The organism is Corynebacterium minutissimum (genome assembly GCF_016889765.1).
Classification (GTDB): domain Bacteria; phylum Actinomycetota; class Actinomycetes; order Mycobacteriales; family Mycobacteriaceae; genus Corynebacterium; species Corynebacterium minutissimum_B.
This window is the reverse complement of sequence record NZ_CP069533.1, coordinates 1,232,418-1,255,455: the sequence shown is the minus strand read 5'-3', so window position 1 is coordinate 1,255,455 and position 23,038 is coordinate 1,232,418. Positions and strand designations below refer to the sequence as shown.

Annotated in this window: 20 protein-coding genes; 14 read left to right on the top strand and 6 right to left on the bottom strand. The window is 59.2% G+C overall.

Features of this window, described 5'->3' with window-relative positions; all coding sequences use genetic code 11:
* Positions 1 to 8 precede the first annotated feature (8 nt).
* The 7 genes from hpaE (at position 9) to I6J26_RS05720 (ending at position 8,966) form a co-directional block, all read left to right on the top strand.
* Entirely contained in the window at positions 9 to 1,526 is a 1,518-nt protein-coding gene (gene hpaE / locus I6J26_RS05750; RefSeq protein WP_115024167.1) for a 5-carboxymethyl-2-hydroxymuconate semialdehyde dehydrogenase, read from the top strand.
* Between the two features lie 53 nt (positions 1,527 to 1,579).
* Positions 1,580 to 2,656, top strand: a complete 1,077-nt coding sequence (gene hpaD / locus I6J26_RS05745) for a 3,4-dihydroxyphenylacetate 2,3-dioxygenase (RefSeq protein ID WP_115024165.1) — start codon at positions 1,580 to 1,582, stop codon at positions 2,654 to 2,656.
* Between the two features lie 156 nt (positions 2,657 to 2,812).
* Positions 2,813 to 3,598, top strand: a complete 786-nt coding sequence (hpaH, locus tag I6J26_RS05740) for a 2-oxo-hept-4-ene-1,7-dioate hydratase (protein ID WP_115024163.1) — start codon at positions 2,813 to 2,815, stop codon at positions 3,596 to 3,598.
* The gene (locus I6J26_RS05735; protein WP_115024161.1) at positions 3,583 to 4,368 is read left to right on the top strand and encodes an HpcH/HpaI aldolase family protein; all 786 of its coding nucleotides are present in this window, start codon (positions 3,583 to 3,585) and stop codon (positions 4,366 to 4,368) included. The genes hpaH and I6J26_RS05735 overlap by 16 nt, the downstream gene beginning before the upstream one ends.
* A 9-nt stretch (positions 4,369 to 4,377) precedes the next feature.
* Positions 4,378 to 5,865 carry an NAD-dependent succinate-semialdehyde dehydrogenase gene (locus I6J26_RS05730; RefSeq protein WP_115024158.1) on the top strand — a complete coding sequence of 496 codons (1,488 nt, stop codon included), beginning with the start codon at positions 4,378 to 4,380 and terminating at the stop codon, positions 5,863 to 5,865.
* 239 nt (positions 5,866 to 6,104) lie between these two features.
* Positions 6,105 to 7,616, top strand: a complete 1,512-nt coding sequence (locus tag I6J26_RS05725; protein WP_115024156.1) for an APC family permease — start codon at positions 6,105 to 6,107, stop codon at positions 7,614 to 7,616.
* 18 nt (positions 7,617 to 7,634) lie between these two features.
* Positions 7,635 to 8,966, top strand: coding sequence for a flavin monoamine oxidase family protein (locus tag I6J26_RS05720; RefSeq protein ID WP_115024153.1), 1,332 nt, complete (start codon positions 7,635 to 7,637; stop codon positions 8,964 to 8,966).
* Positions 8,967 to 9,149: 183 nt separating this feature from the next.
* Here I6J26_RS05720 and I6J26_RS05715 read toward each other — a convergent pair whose 3' ends face one another.
* Together I6J26_RS05715 and I6J26_RS05710 are read right to left on the bottom strand one after the other, a co-directional pair.
* Positions 9,150 to 9,803 carry an NAD(P)-dependent oxidoreductase gene (locus I6J26_RS05715; RefSeq protein ID WP_005291837.1) on the bottom strand — a complete coding sequence of 218 codons (654 nt, stop codon included), beginning with the start codon at positions 9,801 to 9,803 and terminating at the stop codon, positions 9,150 to 9,152.
* Positions 9,800 to 10,699, bottom strand: coding sequence for an EamA family transporter (locus tag I6J26_RS05710; RefSeq protein ID WP_239121852.1), 900 nt, complete (start codon positions 10,697 to 10,699; stop codon positions 9,800 to 9,802). The genes I6J26_RS05715 and I6J26_RS05710 overlap by 4 nt, the downstream gene beginning before the upstream one ends.
* Before the next feature lie 79 nt (positions 10,700 to 10,778).
* Here I6J26_RS05710 and I6J26_RS05705 point away from each other — a divergent pair, with 79 nt between their 5' ends.
* Positions 10,779 to 11,672, top strand: coding sequence for a LysR family transcriptional regulator (locus I6J26_RS05705; RefSeq protein ID WP_239121851.1), 894 nt, complete (start codon positions 10,779 to 10,781; stop codon positions 11,670 to 11,672).
* Positions 11,673 to 11,688: 16 nt separating this feature from the next.
* Here I6J26_RS05705 and I6J26_RS05700 read toward each other — a convergent pair whose 3' ends face one another.
* A complete protein-coding gene (locus I6J26_RS05700) occupies positions 11,689 to 12,624 on the bottom strand; it encodes a helix-turn-helix domain-containing protein (RefSeq protein ID WP_115024148.1) in 936 nt (311 codons plus the stop codon).
* A gap of 161 nt (positions 12,625 to 12,785) precedes the next feature.
* Here I6J26_RS05700 and I6J26_RS05695 point away from each other — a divergent pair, with 161 nt between their 5' ends.
* The 4 genes from I6J26_RS05695 to I6J26_RS05680 all read left to right on the top strand — a co-directional run bounded on the left by I6J26_RS05695 (position 12,786) and on the right by I6J26_RS05680 (position 17,175).
* Positions 12,786 to 14,195 (top strand): aldehyde dehydrogenase family protein, encoded by a 1,410-nt coding sequence (locus tag I6J26_RS05695; protein ID WP_115024145.1) that lies wholly within the window; start codon positions 12,786 to 12,788, stop codon positions 14,193 to 14,195.
* A gap of 30 nt (positions 14,196 to 14,225) precedes the next feature.
* Complete coding sequence (locus I6J26_RS05690; RefSeq protein ID WP_115024143.1) at positions 14,226 to 14,489, top strand: hypothetical protein; 264 nt, start codon at positions 14,226 to 14,228, stop codon at positions 14,487 to 14,489.
* On the top strand, positions 14,486 to 15,268 hold the full coding sequence (locus I6J26_RS05685; RefSeq protein ID WP_239121850.1) for a zeta toxin family protein: 783 nt from the start codon (positions 14,486 to 14,488) through the stop codon (positions 15,266 to 15,268). The genes I6J26_RS05690 and I6J26_RS05685 overlap by 4 nt, the downstream gene beginning before the upstream one ends.
* 347 nt (positions 15,269 to 15,615) lie before the next feature.
* A complete protein-coding gene (locus tag I6J26_RS05680; protein WP_115024141.1) occupies positions 15,616 to 17,175 on the top strand; it encodes an ATP-binding protein in 1,560 nt (519 codons plus the stop codon).
* On the opposite strand, the gene I6J26_RS05675 is transcribed toward I6J26_RS05680, so the two are convergent.
* The 3 genes from I6J26_RS05675 to I6J26_RS05665 form a co-directional block, all read right to left on the bottom strand.
* Positions 17,150 to 17,800 (bottom strand): MOSC domain-containing protein, encoded by a 651-nt coding sequence (locus tag I6J26_RS05675; RefSeq protein ID WP_115024139.1) that lies wholly within the window; start codon positions 17,798 to 17,800, stop codon positions 17,150 to 17,152. The genes I6J26_RS05680 and I6J26_RS05675 overlap by 26 nt on opposite strands.
* A gap of 29 nt (positions 17,801 to 17,829) precedes the next feature.
* A complete protein-coding gene (locus I6J26_RS05670; protein ID WP_239121849.1) occupies positions 17,830 to 20,358 on the bottom strand; it encodes a hypothetical protein in 2,529 nt (842 codons plus the stop codon).
* 737 nt (positions 20,359 to 21,095) lie between these two features.
* Complete coding sequence (locus I6J26_RS05665) at positions 21,096 to 21,704, bottom strand: CueP family metal-binding protein (RefSeq protein WP_115024134.1); 609 nt, start codon at positions 21,702 to 21,704, stop codon at positions 21,096 to 21,098.
* A gap of 116 nt (positions 21,705 to 21,820) precedes the next feature.
* Between I6J26_RS05665 and I6J26_RS05660 the strand changes: the two genes are divergently transcribed.
* A complete protein-coding gene (locus I6J26_RS05660; RefSeq protein ID WP_115024132.1) occupies positions 21,821 to 22,201 on the top strand; it encodes a zinc ribbon domain-containing protein YjdM in 381 nt (126 codons plus the stop codon).
* 41 nt (positions 22,202 to 22,242) lie between these two features.
* A complete protein-coding gene (locus tag I6J26_RS05655; protein ID WP_082013868.1) occupies positions 22,243 to 22,590 on the top strand; it encodes an excisionase family DNA-binding protein in 348 nt (115 codons plus the stop codon).
* Positions 22,591 to 23,038 lie beyond the last annotated feature (448 nt).

Below are 23,038 nucleotides of genomic sequence, written 5' to 3'. Positions count from 1 at the left end.
GATTAAACATGGCTATCAACAACGATGCTGCTAAGCCCACCGATCTTCCAGAGAAGATCCTGCACTACATCAATGGTGAATTTGTTCCGTCTATCGACGGCGAGGAATTTGATGTCCTCGATCCAGTGACGAACCAGCCTTACATCAAGGCAGCTTCAGGCAAGCCATCTGATATCGATAAGGCTGTTGCGGCTGCCAAGGATGCCTTCGAGAACGGCCCGTGGGCCAAGGCTCTGCCGCGTGAACGTGCACGTGTCCTGAACAAAATCGCGGATATTGTGGAAACCCGCGCAGAAAAGCTCGCCGCATGGGAGTCCTTCGACTCCGGTCTGCCAATTACCCAGGCAAACGGCCAGGCTAAGCGTGCCGCAGAAAACTTCCGCTTCTTCGCCGATTTGATTGTTGCCCAGGCCGATGACGCCTACAAGGTTCCGGGCCGCCAGATCAACTACGTCAACCGCAAGCCGATTGGTGTTGCTGGCCTGATTACTCCATGGAACACCCCGTTCATGCTGGAGTCCTGGAAGCTGGCCCCGGCTATTGCTACCGGTAACTCCGTCGTCCTCAAGCCGGCTGAGTTCACTCCGCTGTCTGCTCAGCTATGGGCGGGAATCTTTGAAGAAGCCGGCCTACCTAAGGGTGTCTTCAACCTGGTCAACGGCTTCGGCGAGGAAGGCTACGCCGGCGATCCGCTGGTCAAGCACCCGGACGTCCCGCTGATCTCCTTCACTGGCGAATCCCGCACCGGCCAGATCATTTTCGGCAACGCAGCCCCGCACCTCAAGGGCCTGTCCATGGAGCTGGGCGGTAAGTCCCCGGCCATCGTGTTTAATGACGCTGACCTAGAGACGGCTATCGACGCCTGCATCTTCGGTGTCTTCTCCCTCAATGGTGAGCGTTGCACCGCAGGTTCCCGCATTCTGGTTCAGCGCGATATCTACGATGAGTTCGTTGAGCGCTACGCCGCGCAGGCTAAGCGCGTGAAGGTCGGCCTGCCTTCCGATCCGACCACCGAGGTTGGCGCACTCGTCCACCCGGAACACTACGAGAAGGTCACCTCCTACATCGAGATTGGCAAGCAGGAGGCCACCCTGGCTGCCGGCGGCGAGCGCCCAGAGGGCTTCGAGGACGGCAACTTTGTTCAGCCGACCGTCTTCGTTGACGTCAAGCCGGACGCGCGAATCTTTCAGGAAGAGATCTTCGGCCCCGTCGTTGCTATCACCCCGTTCGATACCGACGAAGAAGCACTCGAGCTGGCGAACAACACCAAGTACGGTCTTGCTGCTTATGTATGGACCTCGGACCTCAAGCGTGCCCACAACTTTGCCCAGAACGTTGAGGCCGGCATGGTGTGGCTCAACTCCAACAACGTCCGCGACCTGCGCACTCCGTTCGGCGGCGTCAAGGCATCCGGCCTCGGCCACGAGGGCGGCTACCGCTCCATCGATTTCTACACCGATCAGCAGGCCGTCCACATCAACCTGGACAAGGTGCACAACCCGGTCTTTGGCAAGCAGGACCAGTAACGTCTGCGCGCCCTCTCCACTCCCCCATTACTAATTCACACTAAGGAGCCACCATGGCTGACATTCAGGCCCCCGACATCCTGCGTTGCGCCTACATGGAGATCATCGTTACCGATCTCGCTGCATCCCGTAAGTTCTACGTTGACACCCTCGGCCTCGTCGTGACTGAGGAAAACGAGAACGAAATCTACCTGCGCACCTACGAGGAGTTCATCCACCACAACCTCGTGCTGCGACAGGGCCCCGTCGCTGCCGTCGCTGCATTCTCCTTCCGCGTTCGTTCGCCGGAGGACCTGGACCTCGCCGAGGAGTTCTACAAGGCGCGTGGCTGCGAGGTCCGCCGTAACAAGGATGGCTTCGTCAAGGGCATTGGTGACTCCGTGCGCGTTCAGGACCCACTGGGATTCCCGTACGAGTTCTTCTGCGAGGTTGAGCACCGTGAGCGTCTGGCCTGGTCATACGACGCCCACATCCCTGGTGCACTCGTTCGCCTCGACCACTTCAACCAGATCACCCCAGATGTGCCGAAGGCAGTGGCGTACATGGAAGACCTCGGCTTCCGCACCACCGAGGACATCCGTGATGAAGAAGGAACCGTCTATGCTGCATGGATGCGTCGTAAGCCGACCGTCCATGACACCGCTATGACCGGTGGTGATGGCCCGCGTATGCACCACATCGCCTTCGCTACCCACGAGAAGCACAACATCATCGCGATTTGTGACAAGTTGGGTGCCCTGCGCGAATCCGACCGCATCGAGCGCGGCCCGGGCCGCCACGGAGTCTCCAACGCGTACTACCTGTACCTACGCGATCCGGATGGTCACCGCGTGGAGATCTACACCCAGGACTACTACACCGGCGACCCGGATAACCCGGTCGTGACCTGGGACGTTCACGATAACCAGCGCCGCGACTGGTGGGGAACCCCAGTTGTTCCTTCCTGGTACCGCGATGGCTCCACCGTCCTCGACCTAGATGGCAAGCCGGTGCCGCTGGTCGCTCGCGAAGACGAGTCCGAGCTGGAGGCCACCATTGGTGCGGACGGCTTCTCCTACACCCGTAAGGAAGACTCGGAAGAGATGCCGGAGTGGAAGCAGGGCGAGTACAAGCTGGGTAACCAGCTCTAGAAGTCCACAGCACTCAGGTTGATGAACGTGGTCCCGCGGCGTCGATAATGCGCTCATAACGCGGGGCCGCGTTGTCGTTTCACGTGAAACCACATCGTTCAACAACCGTCTACAACACCACAGTCATGTCCCACAACATAGTAAGGAGCGAAGTACATGCTGGATGAAAAGCAGCACATCGCTATTGCGGATGAACTGGCGCAGGCCGAAAAGGACCGGTCAATGGTTCCGCTGCTGACCGCCCGTTTCCCGGAGATGAGCATTGAGGATTCTTACGCGGTGCAGCGCGAGTGGGTGCGCCGCGGCATCGAAGACGGGCGCCGTCTCGTCGGCCGTAAGATTGGCCTAACCTCCAAGGTTATGCAGGAGGCCACGGGAATTACCGAGCCGGACTACGGCGCAATCTTTGAAGACCAAGTCTATGAGAACGGGTCCACTATCGAGCACGCGCAGTTCTCTAACGTCCGCATCGAGGTTGAGCTGGCCTTCGTGCTCAAGGAGGAACTGAAGGGTCCGAATTGCAGCATCTTCGACGTGCTGCGCGCGACGGAGTACGTCGTACCTGCTCTGGAGATCCTTTCCTCCCGCATCGAGATGGAAGGCCGCACCATTGTTGACACCATTTCGGATAACGCAGCCCTCGGCGCCATGATCTACGGCGGAAACCCGGTAGATCCCGCAGACATCGACCTGCGCTGGGTGTCCGCACTGCTCTACCGCAACGAGTCCATCGAAGATACCGGTGTGGCCGCGGCCGTGCTCAACCATCCGGCAATGGGAGTGGCCTGGCTTGCTAACAAGCTCCACGCGCATGGCGATAGCCTCGCCGCCGGCGACATCATTCTGGCCGGTTCCTTCACCAAGCCCATGTGGGTTGAACCGGGCGATACCGTCCACGCTGACTATGGAAAGTTGGGGTCCATCACATGCCGATTCCACTAAAGCTGCCGCCAACGTTTGCGGACGCTCTTGCGAAGGCAGAGCAGCCGCTCGTGGGTGCCTGGATCTGTTCTGGGTCAGAGGCTGCGGCGGAGATCATTGCATCGGCAGGGTTTAGCTGGGCGCTTATCGACGGCGAGCATGCCCCCTATGGCCTAGAGACAGTTCTGTCCCTGCTGCGCGCGACCGATGCTTATGGCATCACGCGCGTTGTGCGCATCCCCGTCAATAACACCGCGCTTATTAAACAGTACCTGGATCTCGGCGCGCAAAATCTGATGGTGCCAATGATTGATACGCCCGAGGAAGCTGAAGCGGCTGTGCAGGCTATGCACTATCCACCACGTGGAGCGCGCGGGGTAGGTTCTGCCTTGGCGCGGTCCTCACGGTGGAATGGTGTGGAGGACTATCTCCCCAATGCTTCCGAGACGGTCAGCTTGACGGTCCAGATTGAATCCGCAAAGGCCGTGGACAATGTCGAAGACATTGTGGCCATCGATGGTGTTGATCAGATTTTTGTGGGCCCGTCTGATTTGGCAGCCTCCATGGGGTTGTTGGGTCAGCAGACCCATCCGGAGGTACTCGAAGCCGTGAACCACACATTTGAGGTCGTGCGCGCTTCTGGAAAGAAGGTAGGCGTTAACGCTTTTAACCTCGAACAGGCGCAGAAGTATCTTGATTCTGGGGCATCATTTGCGCTGGTTGGTGCTGATGTTCAACTTCTTTCTGGTGCGGCACGCCAACTCGCAGACAAATTCACTTTAGGAGGGTAGAAAAGAATCATGAGTGAAAACAACAAGGTCAATATTGACGAGCTGCTGGCCAAGGTTCCGACCGGCCTGCTCATTAACGGCGAATGGGTAGACGCTTCTGGCGGCGACACCTTCGATGTAGAAAACCCGGCAACTGGTGAGGTTATCGCTACCCTGGCGTCCGCTACCTCTGAGGATGCGAAGAAGGCTATGGACGCCGCCTGTTCCGTGCAGGATGAGTGGGCACGCACGTCCACCCGTGAGCGTTCCAACCTGCTGCGCCGTGCCTTTGACCTAGTGCAGGAGCGTAAGGACGAGTTCGCTGCGCTGATGACCTTGGAGATGGGTAAGCCGCTGGCGGAGTCTTATGGTGAGGTCACCTATGGTTCTGAGTACCTGCGCTGGTTTAGCGAGGAAGCCGTCCGCGATTACGGCCGTACCCTTCCGGCGCCGGAGGGCACCCTGCGTATGGTGACCCGCCGCAAGCCGGTCGGCCCCTGCCTGTTGATTACCCCGTGGAACTTCCCGTTGGCTATGGCGACCCGCAAGATTGCCCCGGCCATCGCTGCTGGTTGCACCATGGTAGTCAAGCCCGCCAAGCTCACACCGCTCACCACCCAGTACTTCGCGCAGACCATGATTGATGCCGGCGTTCCGGCGGGCGTGGTCAACGTGGTGTCCGGCAAGTCCGCCTCTGCTATTTCTGAGCCAATCATGGCGGATTCCCGCCTGCGCAAGGTTTCCTTCACCGGCTCTACCCCGGTGGGCAAGACCCTGCTCAAGGCAGCTGCCGACAACGTCCTGCGTACCTCGATGGAGCTGGGCGGCAACGCTCCGTTCATCGTTTTTGAGGACGCCGACATTGACCAGGCCGTCGAAGGCGCGATGGGTGCCAAGATGCGCAACATCGGTGAGGCTTGCACCGCCGCTAACCGCTTCATCGTGCACGAATCCATCGCGGAAGAGTTCGCGGAGAAGTTTGCCAAGCGCATCGGTGAGCTCAAGGTGGGCAACGGCCTCGATGAGGGCGTTACCTGTGGCCCGCTCGTGGAGCAGAAGGCATTGGATAACATCACCGCGCTTGTCGACGACGCCGTGGACAAAGGCGCCAAGGTCCTCATCGGCGGCAAGCCGGGTGAGGGCAAGGGTTATTTCTACTCCCCGACCGTGCTGACAAACGTCTCCCGCGATGCCCGCGTGGCACAGGAGGAGATTTTCGGCCCGATCGCTCCGATCCTGACCTTCTCCGATGAGAAGGAAGCAATTGAGATTGCTAACGACACGGAGTATGGCCTAGCGTCCTACGTCTTCACCGAGGATTCCGACCGCATGTGGCGCGTCGGTGACGGCCTCGAGTTCGGCCTCATGGGCTTCAACGCCGGCGTCATTTCCAACGCCGCTGCTCCATTCGGTGGCGTGAAGCAGTCCGGCATGGGCCGTGAGGGTGGCGCCGAGGGCATCGACGAGTACACGTCGTTGCAGTACATCGGTGTGCGTGACCCGTACGCCAATGCTTAAATAGCGCGCTACTTTCGCCGCTCAGAATGCTGGCATCTCCTTTTGGAGGTGCCAGCATTGCCGTTTTATGCATAATATTCCTCCCCTTGTGTGTGATAGCACTCATAGACAAATCGTGATCACGGACAAACAACAAATCATGTGTGCAATGGGACACAATTGTTAGCTACACACCGATACGCACCGGGGCCTGAACCGGTGGGTTGTCGGGCCGACATAGCTAGTAAGGAGGAGTTGGCGTGGATACATCGACGCAGTCAGCTGTGCTACCCACTCGAAATGTACAGCCCGGGCACCGGGCTCCCACCGAACCGAAGGGCGGCCTGGGCGCCGGGCGTCTTGGGACGACGTCGCTAGTCTTCATGATTATTGCGGCGTCAGCCCCTCTTACTGTGCTCGCAGGAGGAGTACCTACCAATTTCGGGGTATCCGGCTTGCTGGGTGTCCCCTGGGGTTACCTAGCCCTTGGAATCATTCTCGTGTTCTTCGCCGTAGGTTACGGAACCATGAGTTCGCAGATCCAGAACTCGGGAGCGTTCTATGCCTACGTGTCTGAGGGGCTGGGTAACCGACAAGGAATCGCGGCGGCGATACTAGCGCTGGTTTCTTACAACATGATGCAGGTTGGGCTCTACGGGATCTTCGGGTTCTCTCTTGCCAATCTGATCAACGGCTGGTTTGGAACAACCATTTCGTGGTGGGTGGCAGCTTTGGCTGGCTGGCTCTTGGTAGCTGTCATGGGTGTCGGTAACGTTGACTTCTCAGCCAAGGTCCTAGGAGTTCTGGTAGCCCTTGAATTCATCGTCGTAGCTGGAGTATCGCTTTTGTCGCTTGGCGTGGCTCCCGAAGGAATCACTGTAGAGACGATGCGTCCGAGCCAGTTCTTCACCGACGGCATTGGCGTTCTCTTTGCCTTCGGGATTGCTGCCTTTATGGGTTTTGAGTCTGGGGCAATCTATTCGGAAGAAGCGCGTGACCCAGAGCGGACCGTACCAAAAGCCACTTATATTGCCGTCGGAACCATCGCACTCTTCTACGCCTTTTCAGCGTGGGCCTTCGCCCAAGGGGTGGGGCCGTCCGAGATCATTGATAAAGCGATTGAGCTTGGCCCAGACCTAGTTTTCGTGTGGTTGGGTGACTATTCGCCGTTTGCCGCCAACGTAGCGAATTTGTTGTTTGTGACCTCACTTATTGCTGCACTCGTTGCGTTTCACAATGCTGCCGCGCGGTACTTCTTCTCCTTAGGGCGCTCGCGCGTTCTGCCTAAGAGGTTCGCGGCATCATCCGCTAAAGGTGCTCCTATTGCTGGGTCCCTTACACAGACTCTCATTGCCGTCGTTGTAATTGCCGGCTTTGCAGTGGCTGGAAATGGCAGTGAAATGGGTGAACTGTTTCCAGTCCTCACGCTTTTTACCTGGTTGACCAACGCGGCGGCGTTTGGATTGGTCTTTCTTCTGGCCGTGGTGAGTGTCTCCATTATGGTCTGGCTTAACAAGCAAGAGAAAGGCTACAACCTCTTTACTCGGGTCATCGCACCGCTTGTGTCAGCCTGCGGACTCGTGGCTGTCTTCGTACTGGTGCTGATGAATTTCCCGCTCATGATCGGTGACACCGGCCCAGATGCCCTCGTGTGGGTGATGCCTGGCATCATCATCGCCTCTGGGCTCGTGGGACTTGCTTGGGGCGAGTATTTGAAGCACAGGAAGCCACATATTTACGCAAGTCTTCAAGACAATCTTGATCGAATCTAAATCCTAAGGAAGCTAAACATGGAAAAGAAGCACGTTATTGTCGTTGGCGCTGGGTTCGCTGGCCTTACGGCGGCTCGTGAACTGCAGACTGCGGGAATCGACTATCACATTGTGGAGGCACGCGATCGTATTGGTGGTCGTGCTTGGACGGATGACAGGCTCGGACGTCCTCTAGAGATTGGTGCTACCTGGGTGCACTGGCATCAACCGCATGTCTGGTCCGAAATCACTCGTTATGGCCAGGATATTATCGCTTCGCCCGTTGTAGATACCGCATATTGGTATGCCGGTGGCGAGCTGAAGTCCGGTACCGAAGCAGAAATGGATGCCAAACTGGCGCGGCCAATGGAGAAAATCTTTGAGAAGTCCCGAGAGTTTTTCCCAGAGCCGCACAAGCCACTGCTTGTGCTTGATGAAAAATTCGGAGCGTCCCAAGAATTGAAGGATGCTTTCCTGGCTGCAGATCAGGCAGGAGTTCTCGACGCCTTGGAAGACGGGGATTTCACACAGGAAGAAAAGGACCTGTGCAACGCGTACTGGTCAGCTGGATACATTGGGTATCCCGAGCAAGGTTCGTCCTTGATGGCTAAGCAGTGGGCCGCTCTGTGTGACCATCGCCTTTCGTTGGTGGATGAGCAAACGCTTCGATACAAACTGGTCAACGGCATGCGAGGCATCTACGGCAACATTGCGAAGGACTTGACCGGTGAGATTCGTTTGAACATTGCTGTGACCGCAATCGAACACGATGATGATTCCGCAACGGTTACCTATGCGGACGGCACTTCCGAAACCGCGGACGCGGTGATTGTCACGGTTCCGGTCGGCGCATTGGGGAACATTACGTTTACGCCAGGTCTGCCCGAGGGTTCGCAGAAGACTATTGAGCAGAAATGGAACTCGACTGGTTTCAAAGCTTGGATCAAGATCAAGGGCCACCACAATATCTTCGGCTACGCGCCCCAACCGGCTGTTGTGTCCGTGCTGCGCTCTGAGTACTTCGAAGATGATGGCACGACCATCTGTGTGGCCTTTGGCTCCGATCACCAGAAGATTGATCTGGAAAGCATTGAGGATGCTCAGAAGGTCGTTGACCAGTGGCGTCCAGATCTCGAAGTTGTTGGCGTCACCGGCCATGACTGGGTTGCTGATGAGTACTCTGGTCAGGCCTGGGCTACGTTGCGGCGTGGACAGTTCACTGAGGGGTGGCACCACTTCCGCACCTCTACCTCTTCGCTGCATTTCGCGGGAGCTGATTGGGCTTCCGGTTGGCGTGGAGTGGTCGTTGATGGAGCCATTGAAACCGGAATCTCCACTGCTCGCGAGGTCATCAACAAGCTGCGCGGCTAATCGCTAGCTGTACTGACCGGAGACGTTGGTCAATCGTGAGAAGGGCGGCTGGTTCCCGCAAGCCGTGTGAGGCCAGTGTTGCGTTGGCGTGGAGCAAGAGCGTCCCCTTGGAATAGACGGAGGGGGCCGATAACTCGACCCCCTCACGGTTGTTAGCGAGGATTCCTCTGTGAACCGCTAACTTTAGGCCAGACCCTTTGCTTGCTCGATGGCGGTGAAGTGACGTTGGGTGCTGGGCTGTTCCAGCTCATCGAGTACGGCCAGGGCCAGGTCCGCAGGGGTGATCCGCGACGTACCGTCGTGGTTGATCAGAAGCGTGTCACCGCCTCGGCGATAAGCGCCGGTTCCCTGTCCGGGCTCGAAGACTGCCGACGGACTCAGGTAGGTCCAGTTCTGGTTCGGATGTTCTGTACACGCGTTGAACTGGTCGAGGCTGGCCGATGCGACGTCACGCCACTGGGGCGGCACGAAGGTGGGGTCGTCCAGGACGCGTAACTCCCGATCGTGAGGTGAGCGTAAGGGCGCTGCTCCTCCTACGACCAGAACCCGAACCCCCGCGACAGCGGCGTGGTCGAGGACATGGCTGGTCAGCGGAGCCACACTGCTCTCATCGCCGGGGGCCATGCGCACGGCGAGCACGACGGCGTCTGCGTCGTTCAGGACGGGCTGCAGGGGTGCCTCGAGATCTGTCAGATCGAGACGAGCGACGGTAGTATGCGGGTCGTTGGTCTCCGGTGGGTTGCGCGATACGGAAGTGACGTGGTGGCCGCGGCGTGTGGCCTCCTGCGCGATCGCGGTACCGGCCATGCCGGTGGCTCCGAGAATCGTGATGTTCATGAATTGTCCTTTCGATAATTGGTGGGGGCGGGGAGCTGGCCACAGACCATGGCAGCCAGGGCGATCGCGAAGCCGAGGTACTGCTCGGCTCCGAGGTGTTCATGCGCGATCAGGGCGCCGAGCAGGGCGGCGACCAACGGCGAGAGGAGTCCCAGGAGGGCTGTGGACGTGACCGGAAGCCGCCGGATGCCGGTAAACCAGAGGCTGTAGGAGACCAGCGCTCCGACCAGGCCGAGCCAGGCGTACCCAAGCCAGCCATGGACAGGAATTACCGGCGGTGGTCCCTCCACCAGCAGCGCCGGGATCGCCAGCAGCAGGCCGGCGGACGTCAGCTGCCAACCGGCCAGTGCGACGGGCGAGACACCTTCCGGGAGCTTCCACTTCTTGGTGAGGACCACGCCGGTGGCCATGGCCACTGCGCCGCCGAGTCCTTCAACCACGCCCACCGGGTCCAGGGCAGCGCTTGGACCGAGAACCACGAGGGCCACGCCCACGACACCCACGACACCCCATCCCAGACGCCATCCGGAGAGTTGCTCGTGGAGGACAGTCACGGCCAGCAGGGCAACGATGATGGGCTGTACCGCATTCAGCGTGGCCGCTACCCCGCCCGGAAGACGCTGCGCCGACAAGAACAGCAGGGGGAAGAACGCGGCCATGTTCAGACCGCCCAACACGAAGCTCTTCCACCTCCACGAACCGCGCGGCAGCTGCCTCGACAGGCACAAGGCGATGATCCCTGCCGGCAGCGTCCTCATGAACGCAGCAAACAATGGATGCCCGGCTGGGAGGAGGTGGGTGGTCACGATGTATGTCGTCCCCCACGTAGCGGGGGCCAGCGCCGTCAAACAGGTCCAAAGCAACGAACCGCGGCGCCCATGAGAAGAAGTGTTCATGCATCCATCATCAGTCGCTCACCAGTAGTGAGTCCAACACATTGTTCTCACCCAAACAATGAGCTGCTATCATGATTGGATGGAACTCCAACAGCTCAGGTACGTCGTGGCGATCGCCGAGAAACGCAACTTCACGCGAGCAGCAGAAAGCTGCTTCGTCGTGCAGTCAGCCCTGAGCCACCAGATCAAGGCCCTCGAAAAGGAACTCGGCACGGCACTGTTCGTGCGCTCATCCCGCCGGGTCGAGCTGACCCCCGCCGGCGAAGCCTTCCTCACGGAAGCACGGATCAGCCTCGCAGCCGCTGACCGCGCCGTGGCGGTCGCCGCCGAGGCCGTGGACCAGGTCCGCGGAAGCTTGTCGGTAGGTGTGATCCCGACGGTCACAGCCGTCAGCGTGCCCGACATCGTCGCAGCCTTCCACGCCAGCCATCCCCACGTGGATCTCACCGTGCGGAGCGGGGGAAGCAATGAGTTCATGCGCGATCTCAGCAGCGGGAGACTGGACGTAGCATTCCTCGGCGTGGACGCCGACGTCACCCCAGCGTCCGGACTCACCGCGCACGAGATCGCCCGAGGGCGTCTCGTCGCTGTTATGGCGTCACAGCATCGGCTAGCACACAGGGGCACCTTAGCCCTGGCCGACCTGGCCGACGAGACGTTCGTTGACTTCCCGGCCGGGTCACCGGGCAGGCTCCAAGGCGATCGGGCATTCGCTGCCGCAGGCCTTCAACGCCGCGTGGGCTTCGAGGCGATGTCGACCGAGTTCATGCTCGCCCTCGTCGAACGCGGGTTGGGCGTCTGCCTGCTGCCCGTCGACTGTGTGCCAGCCAACCCAGCGCTGCGAGCCATTCCCGTGGTCGATGGCCCTTGCCGGACCGAGTACATCGCGTGGGGATCTTTCAATCCGAGCCCCGCCGCTCGAGCGTTCATCGAACAGGTCAAGGAATCAATCGCCCTGCACATGGTCGACTGATGCCAGATCGCCTCGATCAACGTCTCCGGTCAGTACAGCTAGCCGCTGCTCGGTACGCACTCGGTGACTTGTGGTACTCCGCTTTGAAGATGCGTGAGAGATGCGAGGGATCGTGCAGGCCATAGCGGGCGCTGATGTGGCTGATTGATTCCTCGGAGTGCCGCGGGTCCACGAGCTCTCTGCGGATGTGTTCTAGGCGCCTCGTTCTGATGTAGCTGCCTACGGAAAGGCCCTGTTCGGAGAACTTGGCGTGGAGATGGCGTACCGATACGAACAGTGCTTGGGCGATGGTGTTGGGGCCTAAGTCCGGGTCGCTCAAGTGCTGTTCGATGTAGGCGGTGGCCTGGTTGAACAGTAGCGTGCCGGCTGAGGGCTCATCGGCCACATCGGAGGCTAAAACCGACACCAACATGGTGAGCGCAGAGCGGACCAAGGCCGTGGCGTGGGGTCCCTTGAGTAGATCGAGGTTCTTGGCCAGCTGCTCAAAGAGAGGGACGGCCACCGCGCCCAGGCCGTGTGAGCGGGAGATTGGGTTCGCGGTAAGGCGTTGGATCTGCGCTGGTGAAATGTCGAGAAAGCTCTGCGGGAAGTGCACAATGAGTGTGTTCTGGTCTTCCGGATAGCGCAGCGTGTAGGGCCGCTGGGTCACGTATAGAGCTAGGTTCCCTGGGTGCAGTTCACACGTCCGCCCGTCCTGACTCATGGTTGAGGAACCGGTGATTTGCAAGCTGAGCTTACAAAAGGGGGCCTCGTTGGCGGCTATTTTGTAGCGATTCACGGTGTGCGGGGAAGTGCACATGTCGAAGAGGGAAATATCCCCTACCTTCGTTGAACGCAGCGTGGCGTGAAAAGTGGCAGGGTCTTCGGTGTCCACGTCGAGTTGGCCAAAAGACCCGGATGACGCGGTGCGCCATGACGCGATATCGAAATGCTCAACAGCTGAAGCAGACATAAGTGGAATCATATCGTGAGAGCTGGCACATTTTTGGACAATTTGTGTGCGCGCATAGTCAACTGGTTTAGTGTGTCGCAGGTAACATAGCCAAAAAGAAGTTTCTCTTGGCTTAGTTTCTTTGGGTTCTAAGCTGTTGACCCCCCTTAGAAGGAGATCTCATGACTCAGTTCGCTACCTATGCTGACCTGCTCAACGCCATTACGGACGAGAACGGACGCGAAATCCTCAACCCGGCAACCGGTGAGGTTGTCGGCCGCGTGCCGGAAGGTTCGGTGGAGGACCTCAACGCTGCGGTGGAGACTGCACGTGCAGCGCAGAAGGACTTTGCCAAGCTTAGTGACGCTGAGCGTTGCGAGCTTCTCACCAAGGCAGCCGCGGCTGTGGAAGCCAACGCTGAAGCGCTGGTTGAGCTGCTCTCCCGTGAACAGGGCAAGCCGCTCAACGGCCCGAACGCCCGCTTCGAGGTCGGTGCCTGTTCCGGTTGGCTGAATGCTACTGCTTCCTTTGAGCACCCGAACTACACCGCCGTCGATGATGACATCACCGCCACCGTCAACTACCGCCCGCTCGGCGTTGTCGGTGCTATTGGTCCGTGGAACTGGCCGATGATGATTACCGTCTGGCAGATTGCACCGGCGCTGCGTATGGGCAACGCGGTCGTCGTCAAGCCCTCGGAGTACACCCCGTTGTCCGTACTGGGGCTGATCGAGGTCATCAACTCCGTTCTGCCGGAGGGTATCTTGCAGGTCGTCACTGGTGCCGGTGAGGTTGGCGCGGCGCTGACCACCCACGAGGGCGTCGACAAGATTATGTTCACCGGTTCTACCGCCACCGGCAAGAAGATCGTGGAGGCCAGCGCCGATAACCTCACCCGTCTCACGCTGGAGCTCGGCGGTAATGACGCGGGCATCGTGCTCGATGACGCCGACCCGAAGGAGATCGCCGGCGATCTTTTCTGGGGCGCGTTCATCAACACCGGCCAGACCTGTGCGGCGATGAAGCGCGTGTACGTGCCGGAGTCGCTGTACGACGCCGTCTGTGAAGCCCTCATCGAGGTAGCCAAGGCCTCCCCGATGGGCGTGGGCCTGGAGGAAGAAAACGTGCTCGGCCCGCTGCAGAACAAGCAGCAGTTCGACATTGTCGACAAGCTCGTCAATGCCGCCAAGGACTCCGGCGCCCGCGTGCTGCTGGGCGGCGACCCGGACTACGACGCGCCGGGCTACTTCTACCCCACCACCCTGGTGGCGGACATTGACCCGGACAACCCGCTGGTGGTGGAGGAGCAGTTCGGTCCCGCACTGCCGATTGTGAAGTACACGGACCTCGACTGGGCCATTGAGCAGGCCAATAAGCTCGATGTGGGTCTGGGCTCCTCCGTGTGGTCCTCCAACCGCGAGCGTGCTCTGGACGTCGCCGCGCAGCTGGAGGCTGGCACCACCTGGATCAACAGCCACGGTGCTGTGGATCCGCGCGTGCCTTTCGGCGGTATCAAGTCTTCTGGCTACGGCGTGGAGTTCGGTACCGAGGGCCTCAAGGGCCTGGCTTACCCGCAGATCATCAACGGCTAAAACCGGCCTGGCGCTGCTATTCTTAGCGCCATGAGCACCGCCAAAGTCCCGGAGATCGAGTACGCAGCCTTCGACGCCATGAAGGAGGTTGCGTCCTCGCTGAAAGCTGCCTATTTCCGCCAGCAGCTTGCGACCGACAGTGCGCTGGAAATTGAGTATTGGACTGCACAAGAGGATTTTGTGCAGCGCACTGTAAGCAGTGTCGACAACACCAACCTTGAAGAGATTCGTGCCGCGGCGGAATTCTTTGCACGGCTACTCGATGAGCTTGAGACCCGCGCAAAGGTGGCGTGACCGTGCTGAAGGCTGCGGATTTTCCGGTAAACGACGCTTTTAAACGCCGTGTCCTTGAGCGGCGTATCGCTTATCTTTTTCGCCAGCCGTCCGCTGAACCAGAGGTCATCTACGTAGCAGGACAACCAGCATCGGGAAAGTCTTCGGTGATTGAGATGATCGCGGATGATCACGTCGTTCTAGATTCGGATGAACTACGAAAATATCATCCGGCCCTCGACGAGATCATGGAGCGCGATCCCTTACGCATGGATGTGCTCACTAATGGCCCGGTGCCCTACTGGATGTCCTCGCTCATCGAATATGGCCGTCAGCATGGGCACTCCCTCATCATTGAGAACACGTTGTCCAACCCGGAATTCATCGCGGGTGAGTTAGCCAAGTTTCGCTCCGCGGGTTTCCGCGTGAAGGTTGTGGGGCTAGCGGTGGCGCAGGAGGTCTCCAGGCTAGGCGTGGTCCAGCGCTATCTGGAGGCACAGCGCGTGAGCCGCTATCCGCGCTGGACAAATGAGGTTTCCCACACGTCGGGTTATAAGGCCATCGTTCCAGGGCTTCAGGCTATTGCGCCGCTTGTCGACGACCTCGAGATCCGCACCCGCGACGGGCGTACTTTAAGCGGCATCGAAGATATTGAAGCTGAGCGCGCAACCTGGTTCGACTCCCCCGCCATTCGCGCTGATTGGCTGGCCCGCTTCGACAGCTGCGACTTGAGCGGCCTTGAAGCGGAGAAGCTCACGCAGAATCTCGTGGCTGATGCAGAGCGTATCCGCAAACTTTAAGGCTGTGCCCGTGGAACTGCGCGCCCAGTAGGCGGTGAGAGCCTCGTGTCGAAGCGGCTGCTGGCGAGCTGACGGTCTGCGAGGTCGAGTAGGTTGAGGATGTCGTCTGCTAGAGGTTGTCCATTCGTCAAACAGTAAATGAGTGGTTGGATAACTCTTATCCAACCACTCATTGGGGTTTAGGTGCTAGATAACTCTTAAACATGCGGGGTTTCAGGGTCATAATTCAGCCTCAACGAGAACGTCAATGACACCTCAATGAGAAGATCAATGAGAAATCTTGTCATTGAAGGGGGATGACGTTAGCATTGAACCGTCATTGTTAATATTGAGGACGGGTATTCATCGTGAACAATTGGTCCGAGAATCAGCTGAGAGAGCTATTGGCTGAGCTTGAATTGCGCGGCGGTGATTCAACAACAGTCGAGGTCAAAACCGCTCAAGGGGGCATTCCGGACTCTCTACCGCAGACATTGTGCGCGTTCGCAAACATGCCGAGTGGCGGTCTTATCATTCTCGGTGTCAATGAGAAAGAAGGCTTCATTGTCACTGGCATTGAGAATCCTTCGGAGATGGAGGCTGCTCTGGCCTCTCAGGCGCGTCATGCCATCACCCCTCCAGTCACAGTGCATACCGACAGTGTGGCAATAGATGGCACGCATGTTGTGATTGCGGAGGTTACGGGTCTTCCGATCATTTATAAGCCTGCTATCTACAGGGGAGAAGCGTATCTTCGAATGGCTGATGGGGATTATCGTATGAGTGCCTCCGAGCTACGCATGATGGACGTAGCGAAGCTGCATGCCGAAGAGGCAGTGTCCTATGACACGACGATTGTGGAAGGCACGAGTATCGCGGACTTGGACCGCGCCGTGGTGGAAGATTTCTTGGTTCAGGCGCGGAGAAAGAATCGGCGACTATCGGGACTTACTCAAGATGAGGACGTCTTACGGGCACTAGCGGTGACGACCGCGACTGGAGAGCTGACGCTTGCTGGCCTGTATGCGCTGGGTTTCTATCCTCAAGGACATTTTCCCTCCTTAGCAGTAACAGTGGCGGTAAGGCTACCGAATGGTTCGAAGCACGGGCGAGTGTTGGGGTTGGAGACCTTTGAGGGGCCCGTCCCGGTGCTGTTGAACTCGGTAATGGATTGGGTAAGGCAACGTTTAGCCGCCGTACGGCGATATCGAGAGGATGGATCAATGGTGGAAGTTCCTGAACTTCCCCTTTCGGCCATTCGAGAGGCCGTGGCGAATGCACTGGTGCACCGTGATCTTGGGCCAAACACGTTGGGTGCGGGTAAATCGATTGATGTCCGCTTACTACCGGACAAGATGGTCATCTTCAGCCCAGGTGGCCTGCGTGATCTGACGGTAGAGCAGCTGAAGTCGAGAGATCTGGCGCGCCAGGAGATTAACCAGCGGCTCTATAGACTGTGCCGATATCTCAAAGCAGACGATGGCTCTTTTGTCATTGAGGGCGAAGGCGGCGGCGTGCAGCTCATGTTGGATGCCGCGCGAGAGCAAGGACTGCCGGAGCCTGACCTGATAGATTCCGGTGTGCAATTTACGGTGAAGATGTGGCGGCCGGACACGCGTGGAGAAGCCCGTACCTGGGAGCCACTACGCAAGGAGGAATCCCGCATCGAATCGCAACGACGAGTGGACGCACCAGCGAACGTGGATGGCCTAGGAGTCAACGCCCCGCGCGTAGCGGAGGCGCTGAGTGCGGCGGCACAACCCCTGTCCATTGGTGAAATAGAAACAGCCACAAACCTCACTCGAGCGCAGGTCCGATATGCGCTGAAGTCACTGGTGAAGGCACGATTCGTGCGTATGGATGGTACGCGCGGCTCACAAGCGACAACCTATGAATGGCTAGCTAACCGCGGGATTGCAGGCTCTTAACCAGCTGGTCATGATGGACGGCAGCGAGGCAGCCAGCGTCCACGACGCGCCGGGCCAGCTCCTTGTCCCCCATCTTGGCCGCGAAGGCCATGCCCATGGTGATGTCATGGTCGGGGCGGCCGATAAGCGTAATCTCATCGCCAGGGTTGATTCGGCCGGGCTCGATGATGCGCAGGTAGGAGCCGCAATCGCCGCGCTCCGTGAAGGACTTCAGCCAGCCCGGCTCGTCCATCCAGCCGGAGAAGGTGGCGCAGGGCGTGCGCGGGATGGAAACCTCGAGCACGCACTCCCCCACCTGAATCCGCTGGTTGATGAACATATTCGGCCAGGAGATGCCCTCAGTGGTGAGGTTCTCCCCGAAGTAGCCATCACGCAGTACACGGTTGAGCGCACCCTCCCAGTGATCGAGCTCCTCACGGGCATAAGCGTAGACGGCCTTCTCGGCACCGCCGTGGTGGGCGTGGTCACCAATCGAATCCCCCACCACGCCGGAGCCGTCACCGTAGTTGGGACCGGGTATCTCCAGGTCAAGGAAAGGGCGTGGCTGCTTATCGATGCCCGTGTACTCGTGCCGCCCGTGCGGCTCCGGGCGGCGGACAGCGACGTTCGTGGAGATAACCTTCATGCCCACCCATTGTGGCACACCCCACGCGGTTATACGTCGCGATTATGAAAGAGGGCCTCCGCGGTCACGAGGTCGTAGAAGAAGAGGCGAGGGGCGAGGGGGAGGACGTCGGCAAGCATGGGCATATCTTCCTTGAGCAGGGGGCTTTCCATGATGATGTCGTTCGCCGCGGCGCGGGAAGCCAGGGCGAAGGCATAGGAGATATAGGGCATCCAAGCAGCGGCATTGAGCTCGTCTGCGGTATTTCCGCTGGCAAAGGCGCCCAAGGCCACGAGGGTATGGCTAATCGACATGTCCACGCCGGCATTCTGCACCACCGACGCGAGTGCTGTGGCGTCCTTGCGCAGATGCTCGATGGTGCCCAGCGCATCGAGGGCGCCGTTGTTGGCGAAACACTCGCGGAGGGCGGCGACGCGGGCGGCCTCCCCCATGAGGTCATCAACATTCGGGGTTGGGCTGTGAACCGTTGCTGCATTGAGGAGCATTGGGCGGGTCAGGCCGTCCGCGCCGCTGTCGCGCACAGCCGTGAGCTTGGGATTCTCGCTGGCGGAAGGATCGAGGAGAAGATCCAGGTAGTGGTCAGCGCTTTGCTCCATGTCGGACTCGAGTGGCGAGTGGAAGAGTCGGGTACGCGCTATGGCGCGAGCCTGCTGGTTCACGCTGACGCCGGTGCGCGCGAGGGCGTGGAGCGCTGCCTCCGGGTTGGCGCGCAGGCGGTCGATGATGTCGTCGAACATCGCCTGCAGCTTCGGGTTCGGGCTGCGCTGAGACAGCACGTGCAGCGCGCGGAAGGCGCCCCACAGCTCCTCCGGTGTCCAGTCTTTGGAAGCGCGGGCCGGTTCGGCGCCCTCCGGGGTCACGACGATGGATGCACTCGATGGTCGGGCGGGGGCGGTGAGGTTCGAGGTGGGGTTGAGCTCGCGGACGTCGACAAGCAGCGAGCCTTGCTCGAGGAGGTTGGCAGGCAGCTCGAAACCATTCTCTGTCGGAGTGAGCTGGGTTGGGGAAACAGTGGGGTTGGCCAAAGGCCATGCCCAGCCCACCAAATCTACCTGGGGATCCACGTTCTGCTCGATGATCACTTCCCCATCACCGAGCAGACCACGGCTGACCAATGGGGTCTTGCGCACCGTGGCCAAGGCAGCATAGATGAGGCTGGTCGAAGCCGAAGCTTCGTATTCCACAATGCGGCGCTCCAAGCTGCGGGCCTCGTGGGCGGCGCGCTCCTCTTCCGGCAGGGAATCCAGGTAGTCCTCGTAGGACAGCGTGGACCACATGAGGAAAAGCTCCGCAGAAGGCTGCTTGCGCACGGCATTGGCCAAGGCAGCATTCGGAACGGCGAGGTTCGTGACCGCCTGCGTGGTCTTCGAGGTGCGCGCCAGCTCCTTGATCTTCTGGCGACCGTCAATGGTGACGAACTTCGCCAGCGGCAACGGGCGCGGCGAATGGACGGTAAACATATCGTCCTGATCGAGCTGGCCTGCAAAAATAACCGGTTTGTCGGAGTGCTCCGTGGGCTCTAAGCCAATGCGCTTGACGCGGCTAAACAGGGCTTCGGGCCAGACGTCGAACTCGAGCTCGTACCCGGCATCACTGGCCACGACCTCGCGGCGCGAGACCTCGGTCTCCTCAAAGGTGCGCAGGCCCTTCTCCAGTGCGATGGGCTTCTTTGGTGGGGAGGCCAACGTGTAGCTGAAGGCTGAGTGTGCGCCCAGGGCATCGATGATGCGGAAATCCATGCCGCGCGGGCCCTCGTTGCTCGCGCGCATGTGGAGGCCCTCGGCGAGGGAGATGAAGCGGACATCAACGAGTTCGTCGTCGCGGTACAGGGAGACCTTGTAGCGCCCTACCCAGGGGTCTTCGTAGAGATCACTGGGGAAAGGTTCGGCGATTCCTGGCTCAAAGGTCTGCTCCGAAATCTCCTCCTGCTCACCGCCGAGGGGTGCGTAGGTGAGGTCGAGGCGCCACTCCCCTTCCGCGATGAGGTGCACGCGTGGGGATTGAGTAAAAATAGGCTCGTTATCGAGGCCGCGGGCGTTGGGCAGGATGGCTACGCCAAAGTCCCACTCAAAATCGCCGTGCTTGGCGACGTCCACCGGTTCCCTCTGCGGCACCCTGACCTGATCCGGCAGCGGGCCCACTTCCCAGCCGGCCCAGATGCCGAGCGGCTCAGCGGCCTCGAGCGTGCCCTGCGGCGCGATGAGCGTGGTGCGGTCATAGACGATAAACGGCGCCTCATCGGTGATGCCGGTAAAGGTGACGGTCTCGATGAGGTTCTCATCGCCATCGCGCAGGGTGACCTCGATGCGGGTAAAAGGCCCCGGGATGCCGACTTCCAGCGGCTCTTCGGTGGCGAATTCACGCAGCGTGTGTGGGCGATCAATGAAATGCGATTGGACGACCCAGCGGGGATCGGTGAGTTCTGCTTCCGGGAAGGTGGCGGGCAGCTGAAGCGTGAGAATATTGCTGCCGCGACGCAGGGACAGCCGGGGGCCCTGCTCGATGTACTCGCTGGTTACCAGTGGCGTAGTTGGAAGTGAATAAATCTCCGCGCTCATTTTCCTCATCATAGGACACAGCGGGGTGCGGTTGCCATGTGGCTGGTGGGAGCGTGTGAAGTCTCGAGACTTTTCGTTTTCGGAACCGGCATTCAGGCTTGAGGCTACATTCACGGTAGATAAGGGCCAGAAATTTGAAATTTTTCGCCCTTATTCACCGTGAACGACAGTGACAGGTGTGTGAGATCCAGGGCTGTGGGCTGGTGCCCGAAAATCGGGTAGCCGCAACGTCACGGATACTTCGCGGGACAGGGAGCTGTGCGGGCCGAGATTGTGCCCCGTATGCGGGCTTATTTTCAGCAGCCGTCACTTCGGTGCGGAAAAGTCGCAGAGGATCGATGTCTCAAGACATCGCTTTTCCTCGCATTTGGTCAGTTGATGAGTTGCGGTTATACGGCATTGAATATCCCTAAGGCGAGAAGATTGGAGTTCAACCTTGCCCTTGATGAGTTGTTCCGTTCGGATGATGCCACGACATTGATGGACTTCTTGTACGACTGCTTGGCAGAGTTTTCTTTGTAGGGCCATCTTTTGTGTGCATGGCCTGAATCCACTGAAGAACCGTAGTGAGTGCGGATGTCGGCAAGGCTACGGACGGGTAAACGCCAGGGAAATTTAAGCGTGGGTGTGAAAGCGCTCTTTCCGGGCGGCGTCGGCAAGCACGGCGAAGCTACCTTAACAACGACAAACGGTGAACCCCAGGAGGTGGGATTCACCGTGGTGAGTGAATGGGCAGATTATGCCATCTGCAGCGTGGTCACGCAGGTACCGCCTTCGTCAGAGGTATCCAGGGGAACCTCACCGGTCTTGCCGTCCTGCTTGATGGTGATGGTGCCCTTCTTGTCGGCGGGCAGCCAGTAACCAATGAAGCCGTTGTCAAAGGTCGTGGTGTCTTCGTTGACCAGCTCGTTTCCTTCGTCATCGGTGATGGTGACGTGGATGTCTTCCTTGCCGAGCTCACCGGTGCAGGTGGTCAGGGAGTGGTTGAAACAATCGTGGGTAGCAGAGACATACGGTGCGATGGAGACGTAGAACTTGTCCTCCGGCAGGGGTAGGGAGGCCTGGCCCTGCTCGGCGGTGAGGATCAACTCGTTCGGGCGCACGGAAGCGTGAAGATCGCGATTGCGCTCCTCCTTGGGCATGCGATCCAGCTTGTCGATGATCTCCGGGCCGTCCAATCCTTCAAGGTCGAACTCGGCCTGGATCTCCTCGGCGGAGACCTGCTGGACCTCGGTGGTGGCAGCGTCGCTCTTGGAGGCTTCGCTCTGAACGGGGCTCTCGGTGGAGCAGGCGGACAGGGTGATAGCTGCGGCACATGCGGCAGTGAGAGAAATAAGACGTTTCATAGTTCTTTCGAATGAATCCGATTGGGTGTGCCATAATCCTATACCCCACCCGGGTATCAATCAAAGGAATGAGAGAAGGATCATCTTTTTGCGCCACGCGGGATAGACTGTTCCTTATGACTGACGCTGCAGGCACAACTTTGCCACCTTGCCCCGAATGTTCCTCCGAATACACCTACGAAATGCCGCCGCTCATCGTCTGCCCGGAGTGCGCGCACGAGTTCTCCGCCGACGCTGTCGAAGCCTCGCCCGCGGAGGCAGCCGCCCTCACCATCGTGGATTCAGTGGGCAATGCGCTTGCCGACGGCGACACCGTCACCATCACCAAAACCCTCAAGGTCAAAGGCGCGCAGCAGCCACTGAAGTCCGGCACCAAGGTGCGCGGTATTCGCCTTAATTTTGATGCCGGCACAGGCCAGGAAGACCACAACATCGATTGCCGGATTGACGGCTTTGGCGCGATGAAGCTGAAGCCTGCTGTGGTGAAGAAGGTCTAAAGCGCCCTTCCGGGGGCACCCTTTCGAAGGTTGTTAGTGCGATGCGTCAAGGAAAGGCTATTACTGTGGCACCGGTGGACCAGTTGCTCACAACGCAGGAAGCAGCAGACTTCCTGAGTATTAGTAGGCCAACTTTGGTGAAGAAGCTCGAGGATGGAGCGATACCGTTCGAGCGCACCACAGGTGGCAGGCATAGGAGAGTCAAGCTTGTTGACTTATTGCACTACCGAGAGGAGCAGCGGACTGAACGCCGTAAAGCGCTGCGAGAGCTAGTCTCGGAGGCGCAAAGTGCTGGTGCATATGGCGCGGATACTGTTGGTGCGGCTGACATTGCTCAGATCCTCAAGGACGCCCGTAAGGAAGTGACAGAGAAGGCGCGGCGTGGCTAAATCCTCGGCGCTTTTGGATGCGTGCATGCTTGTGCCGAAGTAGCCGCATAAATCGTCACAAGCGGTCTTCTCGGTCCAGTAACGAAACAACGTCGGTCCCAGAAGGTAGATAGTCTGTGTTACCTAGTTGTGGGGCTGTGGCGGTTGGCGGTGAGAACGGCTCCGGGTTGTGGCTCAAGATTCCGGCAGCCACCGCTTGCACTATGCGGCAAGAACGTTGATTGAGTTTGTGCAACGAAATGCTGGTCATCGCTTCAACCGCCTTGCCTGAACGTCCGGTAGACCGGTGCTCTGCGTCCTTGCTTATTGGCTAGTGATTCCTTGGATAGCCAAATGTAGAACAGTAGAACAATGGTGATTTTAGTGGCGATGCCTAGGGAGAACAAGGGGGCGTCGACAGTGGCGCCGCCGCGCAGCGGAGCAGAATGCGGCATGGCTGGGTCTAACT